This is a genomic window from Pseudomonas baltica (assembly GCF_031880315.1).
Taxonomy (GTDB): domain Bacteria; phylum Pseudomonadota; class Gammaproteobacteria; order Pseudomonadales; family Pseudomonadaceae; genus Aquipseudomonas.
Genome location: NZ_CP134771.1, coordinates 3,294,376 through 3,310,000, shown reverse-complemented (window position 1 = coordinate 3,310,000; position 15,625 = coordinate 3,294,376). Strand labels below are relative to the sequence as shown.

The 15,625-nt window shown below is 58.9% G+C and carries 9 protein-coding genes and 4 rRNA genes (1 of these 13 cut by a window edge); 6 read left to right on the top strand and 7 right to left on the bottom strand.

The window, feature by feature from the left end:
• The 6 genes from REH34_RS14705 to lapD form a co-directional block, all read left to right on the top strand.
• Nucleotides 1-121, top strand: a 16S ribosomal RNA gene (locus REH34_RS14705) (it extends 1,416 nt beyond the left edge of the window).
• Nucleotides 122-398: 277 nt separating this feature from the next.
• Nucleotides 399-3,290: ribosomal RNA gene (locus REH34_RS14700) — 23S ribosomal RNA — on the top strand.
• Between the two features lie 161 nt (nt 3,291-3,451).
• Nucleotides 3,452-3,567, top strand: a 5S ribosomal RNA gene (gene rrf, locus REH34_RS14695).
• Between the two features lie 110 nt (nt 3,568-3,677).
• A 5S ribosomal RNA gene (gene rrf / locus REH34_RS14690) occupies nt 3,678-3,793 on the top strand.
• Together the 16S, 23S and 5S rRNA genes form the textbook arrangement of a ribosomal RNA operon.
• A gap of 218 nt (nt 3,794-4,011) precedes the next feature.
• Nucleotides 4,012-4,692 (top strand): cysteine protease LapG, encoded by a 681-nt coding sequence (gene lapG, locus REH34_RS14685; protein WP_311972023.1) that lies wholly within the window; start codon nt 4,012-4,014, stop codon nt 4,690-4,692.
• A 12-nt stretch (nt 4,693-4,704) separates the two neighbouring features.
• The gene (gene lapD / locus REH34_RS14680; RefSeq protein ID WP_226505343.1) at nt 4,705-6,651 is read left to right on the top strand and encodes a cyclic di-GMP receptor LapD; all 1,947 of its coding nucleotides are present in this window, start codon (nt 4,705-4,707) and stop codon (nt 6,649-6,651) included.
• A 104-nt stretch (nt 6,652-6,755) separates the two neighbouring features.
• Here lapD and REH34_RS14675 read toward each other — a convergent pair whose 3' ends face one another.
• From REH34_RS14675 to REH34_RS14645, 7 genes are all read right to left on the bottom strand, one after another.
• A complete protein-coding gene (locus REH34_RS14675; RefSeq protein ID WP_226505344.1) occupies nt 6,756-7,616 on the bottom strand; it encodes an ABC transporter permease in 861 nt (286 codons plus the stop codon).
• A gap of 16 nt (nt 7,617-7,632) precedes the next feature.
• Complete coding sequence (locus tag REH34_RS14670) at nt 7,633-8,496, bottom strand: ABC transporter ATP-binding protein (RefSeq protein WP_311972022.1); 864 nt, start codon at nt 8,494-8,496, stop codon at nt 7,633-7,635.
• A 6-nt stretch (nt 8,497-8,502) separates the two neighbouring features.
• Entirely contained in the window at nt 8,503-9,522 is a 1,020-nt protein-coding gene (locus REH34_RS14665; RefSeq protein WP_311972021.1) for an ABC transporter substrate-binding protein, read from the bottom strand.
• A gap of 77 nt (nt 9,523-9,599) precedes the next feature.
• The gene (locus REH34_RS14660) at nt 9,600-10,496 is read right to left on the bottom strand and encodes a TauD/TfdA family dioxygenase (protein ID WP_226505347.1); all 897 of its coding nucleotides are present in this window, start codon (nt 10,494-10,496) and stop codon (nt 9,600-9,602) included.
• A gap of 171 nt (nt 10,497-10,667) precedes the next feature.
• Complete coding sequence (locus REH34_RS14655) at nt 10,668-12,026, bottom strand: HlyD family type I secretion periplasmic adaptor subunit (protein WP_311972020.1); 1,359 nt, start codon at nt 12,024-12,026, stop codon at nt 10,668-10,670.
• Entirely contained in the window at nt 12,016-14,169 is a 2,154-nt protein-coding gene (locus tag REH34_RS14650) for a type I secretion system permease/ATPase (RefSeq protein WP_311972019.1), read from the bottom strand. The genes REH34_RS14655 and REH34_RS14650 overlap by 11 nt, the downstream gene beginning before the upstream one ends.
• A gap of 46 nt (nt 14,170-14,215) precedes the next feature.
• A complete protein-coding gene (locus tag REH34_RS14645; RefSeq protein WP_226505350.1) occupies nt 14,216-15,568 on the bottom strand; it encodes a TolC family outer membrane protein in 1,353 nt (450 codons plus the stop codon).
• Between the last annotated feature and the right edge of the window lie 57 nt (nt 15,569-15,625).

The window sequence follows — 15,625 nt, the reverse complement described above, 5'->3', positions numbered from 1 at the left end:
GGTTGCACCAGAAGTAGCTAGTCTAACCTTCGGGAGGACGGTTACCACGGTGTGATTCATGACTGGGGTGAAGTCGTAACAAGGTAGCCGTAGGGGAACCTGCGGCTGGATCACCTCCTTAATCGACGACATCAGCTGTCTCATGAGCTCCCACACGAATTGCTTGATTCATGCGTTTGTAAAAGCGCAGAGCTAAATATTCGCTTTGAATATTTAGCTCTGATCTTTTTCAGAACCGTTCTTTAAAAATTTGGGTATGTGATAGAAAGATAGACTGGATGACACTTTCACTGGTGTTCATTCAGGCTAAGGTAAAATTTGTGAGTGACTCTTAAGAGTTTTGCGAATTTTCGGCGAATGTCGTCTTCACAGTATAACCAGATTGCTTGGGGTTATATGGTCAAGTGAAGAAGCGCATACGGTGGATGCCTTGGCAGTCAGAGGCGATGAAAGACGTGGTAGCCTGCGAAAAGCTTCGGGGAGTCGGCAAACAGACTGTGATCCGGAGATGTCTGAATGGGGGAACCCAGCCATCATAAGATGGTTATCCTGCACTGAATACATAGGTGCTGGAAGCGAACCAGGGGAACTGAAACATCTAAGTACCCTGAGGAAAAGAAATCAACCGAGATTCCCTTAGTAGTGGCGAGCGAACGGGGACCAGCCCTTAAGTGGCTTTGAGATTAGCGGAACGCTCTGGAAAGTGCGGCCATAGTGGGTGATAGCCCTGTACGCGAAAATCTCTTGGTCATGAAATCGAGTAGGACGGGGCACGAGAAACCTTGTCTGAATATGGGGGGACCATCCTCCAAGGCTAAATACTACTGACTGACCGATAGTGAACTAGTACCGTGAGGGAAAGGCGAAAAGAACCCCGGAGAGGGGAGTGAAATAGATCCTGAAACCGTATGCGTACAAGCAGTGGGAGCAGACTTGTTCTGTGACTGCGTACCTTTTGTATAATGGGTCAGCGACTTATTTTCAGTGGCGAGCTTAACCGAATAGGGGAGGCGTAGCGAAAGCGAGTGTTAATAGCGCGTTTAGTCGCTGGGAATAGACCCGAAACCGGGCGATCTATCCATGGGCAGGTTGAAGGTTGGGTAACACTAACTGGAGGACCGAACCGACTACCGTTGAAAAGTTAGCGGATGACCTGTGGATCGGAGTGAAAGGCTAATCAAGCTCGGAGATAGCTGGTTCTCCTCGAAAGCTATTTAGGTAGCGCCTCATGTATCACTGTAGGGGGTAGAGCACTGTTTCGGCTAGGGGGTCATCCCGACTTACCAAACCGATGCAAACTCCGAATACCTACAAGTGCCGAGCATGGGAGACACACGGCGGGTGCTAACGTCCGTCGTGAAAAGGGAAACAACCCAGACCGTCAGCTAAGGTCCCAAAATCCTGGTTAAGTGGGAAACGATGTGGGAAGGCTTAGACAGCTAGGAGGTTGGCTTAGAAGCAGCCACCCTTTAAAGAAAGCGTAATAGCTCACTAGTCGAGTCGGCCTGCGCGGAAGATGTAACGGGGCTCAAACCAGGTACCGAAGCTACGGGTATCACCTTCTGGTGATGCGGTAGAGGAGCGTTCTGTAAGCCTGTGAAGGTGAGTTGAGAAGCTTGCTGGAGGTATCAGAAGTGCGAATGCTGACATGAGTAACGACAATGGGTGTGAAAAACACCCACGCCGAAAGACCAAGGTTTCCTGCGCAACGTTAATCGACGCAGGGTTAGTCGGTCCCTAAGGCGAGGCTGAAAAGCGTAGTCGATGGAAAACAGGTTAATATTCCTGTACTTCTGGTTACTGCGATGGAGGGACGGAGAAGGCTAGGCCAGCTTGGCGTTGGTTGTCCAAGTTTAAGGTGGTAGGCTGAGATCTTAGGTAAATCCGGGATCTTAAGGCCGAGAGCTGATGACGAGTGCTCATTAGAGCGCGAAGTGGTTGATGCCATGCTTCCAAGAAAAGCTTCTAAGCTTCAGGTAACCAGGAACCGTACCCCAAACCGACACAGGTGGTTGGGTAGAGAATACCAAGGCGCTTGAGAGAACTCGGGTGAAGGAACTAGGCAAAATGGCACCGTAACTTCGGGAGAAGGTGCGCCGGTGAGGGTGAAGGACTTGCTCCGTAAGCTCATGCCGGTCGAAGATACCAGGCCGCTGCGACTGTTTATTAAAAACACAGCACTCTGCAAACACGAAAGTGGACGTATAGGGTGTGACGCCTGCCCGGTGCCGGAAGGTTAATTGATGGGGTTAGCTCACGCGAAGCTCTTGATCGAAGCCCCGGTAAACGGCGGCCGTAACTATAACGGTCCTAAGGTAGCGAAATTCCTTGTCGGGTAAGTTCCGACCTGCACGAATGGCGTAACGATGGCGGCGCTGTCTCCACCCGAGACTCAGTGAAATTGAAATCGCTGTGAAGATGCAGTGTATCCGCGGCTAGACGGAAAGACCCCGTGAACCTTTACTATAGCTTTGCACTGGACTTTGAATTTGCTTGTGTAGGATAGGTGGGAGGCTTTGAAGCGAGGACGCCAGTTCTTGTGGAGCCAACCTTGAAATACCACCCTGGCAACTTTGAGGTTCTAACTCAGGTCCGTTATCCGGATCGAGGACAGTGTATGGTGGGTAGTTTGACTGGGGCGGTCTCCTCCTAAAGAGTAACGGAGGAGTACGAAGGTGCGCTCAGACCGGTCGGAAATCGGTCGTAGAGTATAAAGGCAAAAGCGCGCTTGACTGCGAGACAGACACGTCGAGCAGGTACGAAAGTAGGTCTTAGTGATCCGGTGGTTCTGTATGGAAGGGCCATCGCTCAACGGATAAAAGGTACTCCGGGGATAACAGGCTGATACCGCCCAAGAGTTCATATCGACGGCGGTGTTTGGCACCTCGATGTCGGCTCATCACATCCTGGGGCTGAAGCCGGTCCCAAGGGTATGGCTGTTCGCCATTTAAAGTGGTACGCGAGCTGGGTTTAGAACGTCGTGAGACAGTTCGGTCCCTATCTGCCGTGGACGTTTGAGATTTGAGAGGGGCTGCTCCTAGTACGAGAGGACCGGAGTGGACGAACCTCTGGTGTTCCGGTTGTCACGCCAGTGGCATTGCCGGGTAGCTATGTTCGGGAAAGATAACCGCTGAAAGCATCTAAGCGGGAAACTTGCCTCAAGATGAGATCTCACTGGAACCTTGAGTTCCCTAAAGGGCCGTCGAAGACTACGACGTTGATAGGTTGGGTGTGTAAGCGCTGTGAGGCGTTGAGCTAACCAATACTAATTGCCCGTGAGGCTTGACCATATAACACCCAAGCAATTTGCGACTCGAAAGAGCATCAGATTGCGGTGACTGTAGAGATGACACGAACCGAAAGTTCGTCGACTCTGAAGCGACACCCACAAATTATCACATGCCCGATTCGCTGGAAGACCGCCCAAACGGTCTGCTGGCAAACAGAATTTCTTGACGACCATAGAGCATTGGAACCACCTGATCCCATCCCGAACTCAGCAGTGAAACGATGCATCGCCGATGGTAGTGTGGGGTTTCCCCATGTGAGAGTAGGTCATCGTCAAGATTAAATTCCGAAACCCCCATCTGCGAAGGCAGGTGGGGGTTTTGTCTTTAAGTAGAAGCTTCAAGTTTTTCGCTGACACGTCACCTGTTGACGGATCGGCTACAGAATTTCTTGACGACCATAGAGCATTGGAACCACCTGATCCCATCCCGAACTCAGCAGTGAAACGATGCATCGCCGATGGTAGTGTGGGGTTTCCCCATGTGAGAGTAGGTCATCGTCAAGATTGAATTCCGAAACCCCCGTCTGCTAGCGCAGGCGGGGGTTTTGTCTTTCTGGCTCCCGCCAGGTCTCAAGCCCTAAAGCTCACCCCCTGCGCAGCCGATAAAGGTCGGTAGAACGATACAAGAGTGATTGCATGGTGCCATTGTCTTTTAGCCATCGACCCTGCACCATGCCGTTCCTGACCCCTGCCTTCTCGGACTGAACGCATTGGCGAGCCGTATGAACCTGCGCTGGATGCTGCGCCGCCTTGGGCTCGCCGTGCTGCTCGGTACGCTGCTGCTCGGTGGATTGCATGCCGATTGGGACTTCTCCCTGATCAGCCGCCGCGCCGAAGCCCTCTACGGGCCACTGGGGCAGGGCAAGCAACGTATCGATGCCTGGCAGCAATTGCTGGTCACCCAGAAGCAGCTGAGCGAAGTACAGCGCCTGCAGGTTGTCAATCTGTTCTTCAACCACCAGATACGCTACGCCGAGGACATCGACGTCTGGCATGTGGACGATTACTGGGCGACGCCCATCGAGGCCCTGTGGAAAGGTGCCGGCGATTGCGAAGACTACGCCATCGCCAAGTACTTCAGCCTCCGTCACCTGGGCATCCCCAGCGACAAGCTGCGCATCACCTACGTCAAGGCACTGCAGCAGAACCGCGCGCACATGGTACTGACCTATTATTCCAGTCCCACCGCGATGCCGTTGGTACTCGACAGCCTGATGGACGATATCAAGTTCGCCAACCAGCGGCCCGACCTGCTGCCGGTTTATTCCTTCAACGCCGAAGGCTTATGGCTGACCGGTGCGGCGGGTGATAAAAAGGTCGGTGATGCCAAGCGGCTGTCCCGCTGGCAGGATGTACTGAAAAAGATGACCGCAGAAGGCTTCCCCGTTGAACCCGAAAATTAATCAGGAGCACTGATGTCTCTGTTCAAACAATTGCTCATCGCCATTTGCCTGTTCCTGATTGTCGCCTTCAGTGGCAGCTTCATGGTCAGCCTCGAGAGCTCGCGCGCCCAGTACGTCAACCAGTTGCGGTCTCATGCCCAGGATGCCGCCACGGCCCTGGCGTTATCGTTGACGCCCAATATCGATGACCCGGCCATGGTCGAGTTGATGGTCAGCTCGATCTTCGACAGCGGTTATTATGCCAACATCAAAGTAGTCGACCTGAGCAACAACAAGGTCATGGTCGAACGCCATGCCGAACCGGGCGAGGGCGGTGTGCCCCACTGGTTCGTCAAGCTAATCGGCCTTGACCCCGCTGGTGGCGACGCCATCGTCAGCCGCGGCTGGCAGCAGGCCGCTCGGGTCGAGGTGGTCAGCCATCCGATGTTCGCCCTCGCCAAGTTATGGGACAGCGCCCTGGGCAGCCTGGGCTGGCTGCTACTGTGTGGCGCCGTCAGCGCCGTGCTGGGTGCTCTGCTGCTGCGTCGCCAGCTCAAGCCATTGGACTACATGGTCGAGCAATCCCATGCCATCGCCCGGCGCGAATTCCTCAGCCTGCAAGAGCTGCCGCGCACGCCGGAACTGGCCCGCGTCGTACAGGCCATGAACCAGATGGTCGAGAAACTCAAGGCGCTGTTTCGCGAAGAAAGCGAGCGTAGCGAGAAGCTGCGCATCGAGTCCTATCAGGACGGCCTCACGGGCCTCGCCAACCGCCGCTATTTCGACATGCAGCTCACCGCCCACGTCAGCAATATTGAAGAGGCCCGTGCGGGTTACCTGCTATTGCTGCGCGTCACTGACCTGGCCGGGCTCAACCAGCGCCTGGGTGGCCAGCGCACCGACGAATTGATCAAGGCCGTTGGCGAGCATCTGTCTCGCGCCTGTGCCAAGTACCCTGAGACACAGAATCTGGTGGCCCGCAGCCGCGGTGGCGAGTTCGCTGTGCTGGCCCCGGGCATGGTCCGCGCCGAAGCTCGGCAGTTCGCGCAACTGGTCGATGCCTCGCTCACCAGCCTGCACGAAACCGGCGCTACCGACATGGCCAGAGTGGCGTCCCTCGGTCTGGCCCCGTACAACCCCGGCGATTCGATCCAGGAGCTGCTGACACTGGCAGATCAGGCCCTTTCGCAGGCCGAAGCTCAAGGTGACAGCAACTGGGTGTGCCTGGCTCAAGACAGCTTGCCGGCCGTCATCGAAGACCATCACGCCTGGCACAGCTTGCTGGATCACGCCTTGGAGCACGGCCGCTTCGAGCTGTACTTCCAGCCGGTGGTGGGTAGCAATGATCCGCAGCAGGTGATGCATCACAAGGTCATGTCGCGCCTGCGCGACGGCAAAGGCGGCACCGTTGCTGCGGGGCGCTTCCTGCCCTGGGTCGAACGCTTTGGCTGGTCGGCGCGCCTGGATCGCATGATGATCGAACTGGTGTTCAAGCACCTGCAGGAGCACGACCACCCACTCGCACTCAATCTCTCCGGTGCGACCCTGGCAGATCCGCACTCGCTCAACCGCGTCTATGACCTGCTGGCCCACTATCCCGCTCTGGGCAAGCGCCTGACGCTGGAAGTCGGTGAAGAACAGGTGCCGGAACAAGCGGCGCTCGAGCAGATCACCAAGCGCCTGCGTAGCCTCGGCTACAGCCTGAGCCTGCAGCGCTTTGGTGGCCGCTTCAGCATGATCGGCAACCTGGCCAACCTCGGCCTGGCGTACCTGAAAATCGACGGCAGCTACATCCGCGCGATTGATGAAGAAAGCCACAAGCGTCTGTTCATCGAAGCCATCCAGCGCGCTGCCCACAGCATCGATCTGCCGTTGATTGCCGAGCGCGTGGAGACGGAAGGGGAGATGCAGGTGATTCGCGAGATGGGCATCCAGGGTGTACAGGGCCGCCTGATCGGCGAGCCTGCGCCCTGGCAGTGAGGCCGCGTCGCCTGCTTCGCTAGCAAGCTACACTCCCACAGCGTGAATCAATCCTGTGGGAGCACAGCTTGCTGGCGAAGAGGCCTGCACGGCTAGCGCATATTTCAGCGCTGCATGCCCCAGCGCTTCACCGTGACGCGTTCGAGGGTAGCGAACACCAGGTTCTCCACCAGCAGCCCGATCAAAATCACCACCGCCAGCCCAGCGAACACCTTGTCGGTGTACAGCTCGTTGCGGTTCTGGAAGATGTACCACCCCAGCCCGCCTTTACCGCCCGTGGCACCGAATACCAGCTCCGCCGCCACCAGCGTGCGCCAGGCAAATGCCCAGCCGATCTTCAGCCCTGACAGAATCGACGGCAACGCCGCCGGCACCAGGATCAGCGCCACGAAACGCACGCCCTTGAGCCCATAGTTGCGGCCGGCCATGCGCAGCGTATCGGACACGCCCAGGAAGCCCGTGTAGGTGTTCAGCGCCATGGTCCACAGCACCGAGTGCACCAGCACGAAAATCAGGCTGTTGTCGCCCAGGCCGAACCACAGCAGCGCCAACGGCAGCAAGGCAATGGCAGGCAGCGGGTTGAACATCGACGTCAGGGTGCCCAGCAGATCACGGCCGAACTGGGTCGACACAGCCAGCGTCGTCAAGCCGAAGGCCAGCACGATACCAATCAGATAGCCCTTGATCAGCACCACCAGCGATACCGCCACCTTGGCCGGCAGCTCACCGCTCCACATGCCCTCGGCCAAGGCCTTGGCCGTCTGCAGAAAGCTCGGCAGCAGCAGATCGTTATCGGTATAGCGCGCGGCCACTTCCCAGGCGATGGCCAGCAGCACCAGGATCAGGCTCTTGCGCAACCAGCCTTGTTGCCAGAGGCGCTGCCACACGCTGATTTCTCGTTCCAGGGCGATGCCGCTCAGCGGCTCCAGAACGACCTCGTATTCCTGTCTCAGGGGATGGGTCATGGTCAGGTCTCCCCTGTCAGTAAGCGATACGGATGTCGGCGAAGTGCTCGATGGTTTCCGGCACGGGGGCCTGATCCTCATCGAACAGCAACCGGTGAATGCGTCGAGCGGTCGCCTGGAAGCCATCGCCACCCAGGCTGTGCATGTTGTACTGATGACTGTGCACCTCGGCACGCACGCGGCCGGGATGGGGCGACAGCAGCAGGATGCGATTACCCACCACCAGCGCCTCCTCGATCGAGTGCGTGACGAACAGCAGCGTGAAGCGCACTTCTTCCCACAACAGCAGCAGCTCTTCCTGCATCTTGCGCCGGGTCAGGGCATCCAGTGCAGCAAAAGGCTCGTCCATCAGCAGGATCTTGGGCTGCATGGCCAACGCGCGGGCAATGGCGACCCGTGCCTTCATACCGCCCGACAGCGTGTGCGGATAGGCATCGGCGAATCCGCCCAGGCCGACTTTGTCGAGATAGTGCAGGGCACGCTCTTCGGCTTCCATGCGCTTGAGGGTGCGCGATGCCAGGAGCGGAAACATGACGTTCTGCTTGACTGTTTTCCACGGCGGCAGCTGGTCGAATTCCTGAAAGACCACGATGCGGTCCGGGCCAGGTCCCTCGACTCGCTCGCCGTCGAGGCTGATCTGGCCTTCGGTGGGGCTATGAAAGCCAGCCACTGCCTTGAGCAGCGTCGACTTGCCACAACCCGAAGGGCCGAGCAGCACGAAACGGTCGCTGCGGTCGACTTCGAAACTGACCTGGTGGGTCGCCTGCACCACGCTGTGAGCAGTGCGGTATTGCAGACTGACGTTGTCGACTTGCAGCAGCGCTTGAGCGCGGGTGTCAGGCGCGATGCTGGCCTCGTGGCCTTGCACAGGTGCGTTCATGGCGGATCAGCTCCCCTGCAGCGGTTTTTCATCCTGGAAGAAGTAATCTTTCCAGGACTCGGGCTTGTTCTTGATCGCACCGATGCGGTACATGAACTCGGCCAGTGGGTAAGTGCCCTTAGGCGTGATGCTGAATTCGAACTGCGGGTTGTCGATGATCTTCAGCAGTGCAGCGCGGTCGATCTTGGCGCCGGTCACGCGGATATAGGTATCGGCGGCCGCGCCTTTGTCCTTCTGGGCGAAATCGGCGGCTTCAGCGAGCGCCTCGACGAACGCCTTGTAGGTCTTGGGATTCTTCTCGCGGAATTTCTCGGTGGCGAACAGTACGGTCGGCGAGTTCGGGCCCAGCAGATCGTTGGTGTTGAGCACCACATGCACGTTAGGGTTGGCCAGCTCTTGATCCTGGAACGGCGGGTTGGAGAAGTGGCCCGACAGTTCGGTGCCACCGGCGATCAGCGCGGCACTGGCGTCCGGGTGCGGCAGGGCGATGGTGTACTTGTCGAGTCGATCGAACGACTTGTCACCCCACTGCTTGGCGGCAGCGTATTGCAGGAAGCGCGACTGCACCGAGACACCCACGGCCGGAACAGCGATGCGGTCTTTCTCGGTGAAGTCGGCGATGGTCTTGACGTTGGGGTTGTTGCTTAACAGGTAGTAAGGGAAGTTGCCCAGCGACGCCACGGCCTTGACGTTCTGGCGGCCGTGGGTGCGGTCCCAGATGGTCAGCAGCGGGCCGACGCCGGCACCGGCGATATCGATGGAGCCGGACAGCAGCGCGTCGTTGACCGCCGAGCCGCCGGACAGCTGCATCCAGTCGACCTTGATGTCGATGCCTTCCTGCTTGCCGTACTTCTCGATCAGGTGCTGATCGCGCACCACGTTGAGCAGCAGATAGACGATGCCGAACTGTTCAGCGATGCGGATTTCGCCTTCAGCCTGCGCGGCGGCGGGGGCTACCAGGCTGCCGGCCACCAGGCTGACACCCAGGCCAATGGTCGCTGCCAGGCGATTGATACGTTTGAACATGGTTCAGCTCCTGAACGGGACAACCCCGGCGTAACGGCCGGGGTGCAAAATAATGACGTGTGCTCGAGGGTCGCGAATCAGAACGGCGCGTCGCCCTGGATGGTGGTGCGCAGCAGCTTGCGGCGCATATGGCTCGGGCAGCCAGCGGCCAGGTGGATCAGGGAGCGGTTGTCCCAGAACACCATGTCGCCGTCCTGCCACTGATGGCGATGGATGTTTTCCGGACGCACGCTGTGGGCGTACAGCTCAGTGAGGATCTGCTGGCTCTCATCTACCGGCAAGCCGACGATATTGGTCGTGAAACCCTCGCTGACGAACAGCGCCTTGCGCCCGGTTTCAGGATGGGTGCGCACGATCGGGTGGTCGACCACCTGCACCTGAGCCAGTTGCTCGGGGGTGAGGGTCGGACGCCAGTTGCCTTCGAATTTGGTCTCGCTGTAACGCGCGGTGTAGGAATGTGACGCTTTGCGTCCATCGATGGCCTCGCGCAATGCTTGCGGCAAGCCGTCGTAGGCTTTGTGCATATCGGCAAACAGCGTGTCGCCGCCTTCGGCTGGGAGCTCTTGGGCGTAGAGCATCGATCCCAGGCTCGGCAGCTCTTTATAGGAAAGATCCGAGTGCCAGAATTTGCCCGCATCGCCCAGGCCGATGGCTTGGCCGTTCTCGATGATGTTCGAGACGATGAGGATTTCCGGGTGATTGGCCAGCAGGAACTGCTTGAGCACGTGGATCTGCAGCACGCCGAAACGACGGCTGAAGTCGATCTGTTGCTGCGGGGTGATGTGCAGCCCGCGGAACACCACCACGTGATAGTCGAGGTGGGCGCGATGAATGCGCGCGAAGTCCTGGTCGTTGACCGGCAGACTCAGGTCCAGGCCAATGATCTCGGCGCCGACGTTGCCGGCCAGGGGGCGGATTTCAAACGCTTGCTGGGCGCCTTGGAAGGCTGGCGCAGCGACAGAAGCCGAAGACATGATCGTTCTCCAAAAAACTTGCGCGACCCGGGGCAAGGTACGCTACGTGAGGAGAACTATAACGATCTAAAAAAAGGAAACTAAATACCGATTGGCGCTAAGCATAAAACCAAAAACAACGCGCAATCGCCGTGGGAGCGCGCAAGCCCGCTCCCAACAGAAGCCCTGCCATCACCGCTCGTGCAGCGCCTCGGCCCGGGCACGGATGATCGGCTTGAGCAGATAGCTCAGCACGCTCTTCTTGCCAGTGATGATATCCACCGACGCCACCATCCCGGGGATGATCAACAGCGGCTTTTCATCGGTGCCCAGGTGGCTCTTCTCGGTGCGCAAGGTGATCACGTAATAAGTGTTCTTCTTGTCCTCGTCCTGAATGGTGTCGGCGCCGATCTGTTCGAGCTTGGCCTTCAGGCCGCCATAGATGGTGTAGTCATAGGCGCTGAACTTGACGATCGCTTCCTGGCCAGGGTGCAGGAAGGCGATGTCCTGTGGACGAATACGCGCCTCCACCAGCAAGGTGTCGTCCAATGGCACCACTTCCACCAGGTCGCTGCCCGGCTGGATCACGCCGCCGACGGTATTCACCAGCAACTGCTTGATGATGCCGCGCACGGGTGAGGTGACCATGGTCCGGCTGACCCGGTCTTCCAGGCCCTTGGACGTGGCCTGCGCCTTGTTGAGGTTAGTACGTGCTTCGTTGAGCTGGGTCAGGGCGTCACTGCGGAACTTGCCACGGGTCTCGTCGACTTTGCGCTGCACTTCATTGATAGCCGCCTGAGCGCGCGGAATCGCCAGCCCGGTGGAGTCCATCTGCCCACGCGTCTCGACTTCCGAGCGCTTGAGCCGCAGCATTTCGACCGGCGACACCGCACCCTGAGCGACCAGCGGTTCGGACATGCCGATCTCCTGGCGCAACAGGCCGAGGCTGTTGCGGTATTGCTCCTGCTTGGACTGGTATTCGCGCAGTTCTTGCTGGCGCTGCACCAACTGCTGCTGCAAGCCGCCGATTTCATCGCCCAATTGCTGGCGACGGCTCTGGTACAGCGACTCTTCGTCGGCCGTCTGCTTGGGCGCGCGCTGGCGCACATCAGCGGTGAAGTTCAGTGGCCGGCCGTCGACCTCGGCGCTCAGGCGCTCGACCCGCAGCTCGGCGGCCACGCGGTCAGCATCGGTCTCGCCGACGTTGGACTTGAAGCGCGTGTCATCGAGGCGGATCAACGGCGCACCGGCGTCGACGATCTCGCCTTCGTGCACGTAGATCTGCGCGACGATGCCGCCTTCCAGGTTCTGGATCTTCTGGATCTTCGACGAGGGGATAGCCTTGCCTTCGCCCTTGGTCACTTCATCGATCACCGCGAAGTGAGCCCACAGCACCAGGAAGGTAAAGAAGGCGATCACCGCCCAGATGGTCAGGCGCACGATACGCGGGGCGTCATCGATGAGCGCCTTGTTGACCTCGGGCATCGGCTGGCCTTCGAGCGAAGGTTTGCCTTTGAAGTAGGCGCCAATACCGCCGGACTTAAGCAACATTGATCTGCCCCTTCTTCAGTGCTTCCATGACGGCGGCTTTCGGGCCGTCGGCAACGATTTGTCCGCGGTCGATCACCAACAGGCGGTCGACCAGCGACAGCAGCGAAGCACGGTGGGTCACCAGAACGACGGTCTTGTGTTCAACCACGGCTTGCAGGCGGGCCTTGAGGCGCTCCTCGCCAGTGTTGTCCATGGCGCTGGTGGGTTCGTCCAGCAGCAGGATCGGCGGATTGAGCAACAGTGCCCGCGCCAGCGCGACGTTCTGCCGCTGGCCGCCGGAAAGGTTCTGGCCGCGCTCGCCGACTTGCAGTTCATAGCCTTGCGGGTGCAGCCGGGCGAATTCATGTACGCCCGACAGCTCGGCTGCCTGCAGCACCTGCTCGTCCTCGACGTAGCGCGCACCGGTCACCAGGTTGTCGCGAAGGGTGCCGGCCAGCAGTTGGATGTCCTGCGGTACGTAACCGATGTTGTGGCGCAACTCGCTGATATCGATCTGCCGTACATCGACGCCGTCCACCAGCAACTCGCCGCTGTCCGCTTCATACAAACCGACGATCAGCTTGGCCAGCGAGCTCTTGCCCGAGCCGCTGCGGCCGATGATGCCGATGCGTTCGCCCGGGCGAATCGACAGGTTGAGGCCGCGCAGCGCCTGGTTCTGCTGATTCGGGTAGGTGAAGTCGAGGTTGCGGAATTCGATAGCGCCCTGCAGCACCTGACGGCTCAATGGGCGCTCTTCGAAGTTGCGCTCCTGGGGCAGGTCCATCATCTGGTTGATCGAGACCATGGTCACCTTGGCTTGCTGATAACGGGTCAGCAGGCCGGACAGTTGGCTCAACGGGGTCAGGGCGCGAGTATTGAGCATGTAGCAGGCAATCAGGCCGCCCATGCTGAGGTTGCCAGCGATAATTTGATACACACCAAAGCAGATCAATACCACGCCGGCCAGTTGCTGGATCAGAAACGTCAGGTTCATTGCCAGTCCTGACAACACTTTGACGCGCAATTCCAGTCGGCTCATGGTGCCGATCGTCTGCTCCCAGTGGTACTGGCGCTCGCTTTCGGCGTTATTGACCTTGATGCCATCCAGGCCCGACAAGGTTTCGATGACACTTGATTGACGCTCGGCGCCCAAGGCCATGGTGCGTTGCAGGGTTTCGGTGAGCGGTTTCTGTAGGAGATGACCGATTCCCAAGGCCAGCGGGAAGGCCACGACCGGAATCCACACCAGATTGCCGCCCAGAATACCGATTACCAGCAGGATGAGCAGGGTGAAGGGCAGGTCGATCAGGCTGGTGAGGGTCAGCGACGTCAAAAAATCGCGCATGCCCTGGAATTCATGGATGTTCTGCGCATAGCTGCCGACCCGCGCCGGGCGGAATTTCATTGACATGCCGACGATGCGCTCGAACAGCGTGGCAGAGATGATCAGGTCGGTCTTCTTGCCGGCCAGGTCCAGGCACAGGCTGCGCATGCCCTTGAGCAGCAAGTCGAACAGATAGGCGCCACTGATGCCGATCGCCAGCACGAACAGCGTCGAGGTGGCCTGGTTGGGCACCACGCGGTCGTACACGTTCATCACGAACAGCGGTGCCGCCATCGCGATGATGTTGATGATCAGGCTGGCGGCGATCGCGTCTATATAGAGCCAGCGCGAGCGCTTGAGGGTGTCCTTGAACCACGATTTGGCGCGCGGGATGAGCGAGCCGTGGTTGACGTCGAATTTGTGCTGCGGCTGAGCGAAAAATACCCGACCGCTGTAGTCCTCGATCAGCACGGCACGATCGACGCGCACCTCGCCACCGTCACTTTCTGACAATAACAGACGCGCAGTGTCACCTTCCCAGCCCAGCAAGGTGGCGCAACGACCGTCGCGCAACAGCAGCAGGGCGGGCAGTGCAATAGAGGGGATTTGCTCGAGCTTGCGCACCAGCAACCGGCCCTGCAGGCCCGCGCGCGAGGCGGCGCGGTTCAGCAGGTCGGGGCTCAGACGCTGATTGGGCAGCGGCAGGCCAGTTGTCAGCATCGCCCGACTGGCCGGCTTTTGATGCAGGTAGCAGAGCGTCAGCAGACCATCGAGCAACGGATCGTCGTGCTGGCTGCGCGGATCATGACTGAGTTGAACTCGACTGGCTTCTGATTCCACGCGGCACGCTCACTTATACAAATTAACTAGCTGATTCCGTCAAGAATCAGTTCATGCCCGGCAGTTTTACTGTCGGTTTTGTTTCGTTTTGCACAACTGATGCCATCGGCGCCACGACGCCTTCACTTTGCAGCAATTGGCCCATTACAGCCTTGATGCGGTACTGGCTGAAATCCTTGAGGTTTTGCACTTCAGCCAGGCGGCGCTCGGCGGTGAAGGTTTCGTTTTCGCTGTCGAGCAAGTCGAGCAGGGTACGTTCACCCAGGCTGAACTGCTGCTGATAAGCGGTACGCACGCGGTTGCTGCGCTCGGCGTAGGACTTGGCGATCGGCAACTGCTGGGTGGCGTTGTTGTAGGCGTTCCAGGCCAGGCCCAGCTCTTCGTTCAGCTGACGCAGTGCGTTGTTGCGGATATCCAGGGCCTGGTTGGACAGGTACGACTTGGACTCCAGGTCCGCCTTGTTGGCGCCACCCGAGTACAGGTTGAAGCTCATGCGAACCATGGCCTGCCAGCCGTTGTAGTGGCCGTTTTCGCCGCTCACGTTGTTGTCGGCGTTTTTTTCCAGCTCTGCAGTGAAGCGCGGATAGAAGGTCGACTTGGCCGACGAGAACTGCTTCTCGGTGGCGGAAATATCGGCTTCGGCGGAGCGCAGTACCGGGCTGTTCTCGATCAACTGGTGACGGGCTTCGTCCAGCGTGGCGGGCATCTGCGCAAACGGTGCAGGCGCGGACAGCTGATCAGCTGGGGTGCCCACAGCGCTCAAGTAGTTGGTTTCGGCGTCGGCCAGGTTGGTCTGTTCGGTGATCAGGTTGTTGCGAGCCTGAGCCAGACGCGCGTCGGCCTGGTCGAGGTCGGCGGTACGGCCCACGCCACGGGAGGTGCGCAACTGGATCTGATCGTAAATGCGCTGGTGGTTGTCGAGGTTCAACTGCGCCAGGCGCACATATTCGCGGCGTACCAATACATCCAGGTAGACCTGGGCAACTGTAAGGCCGGTGCGCTCGCTCGTGCCCAGCAAAGAATAAGCACGAGAGTTGACGGTGGCTTGTTGACGCCCAACTTCGTTCTGCGTCGCAAAACCGTCGAATATCATTTGAGTGAGTCTAACGCTGGCTTCACCCCGATTGAGTGTGGTGTTGCCATCCCTGCCAGTTTCGGCACGGGTGGTCGGGGTGTCGGAACCCTCGCGACCATAGCCTGCCAGTACGTCAACCTTCGGCAAGTAGCCACCTTTGGCAGCCCGCAATTGGTAGTCGGCAGCGATGCGCGCGTTAACGCCGGCCTGGATTTCTGGATGGACCTCAATCGCCTGCTGCATGGCTTCTGGCAGGGTTTGTGCTTGAGCGTAGCCGGCCGCCAGAACAAAAGGGATGGCGGTGAAAAGGATGTTCGCGCGCATGAATGATTACTTCCCGAAGACGACGTATGCACCCCCGGGAAAAACCCACAGGGATTG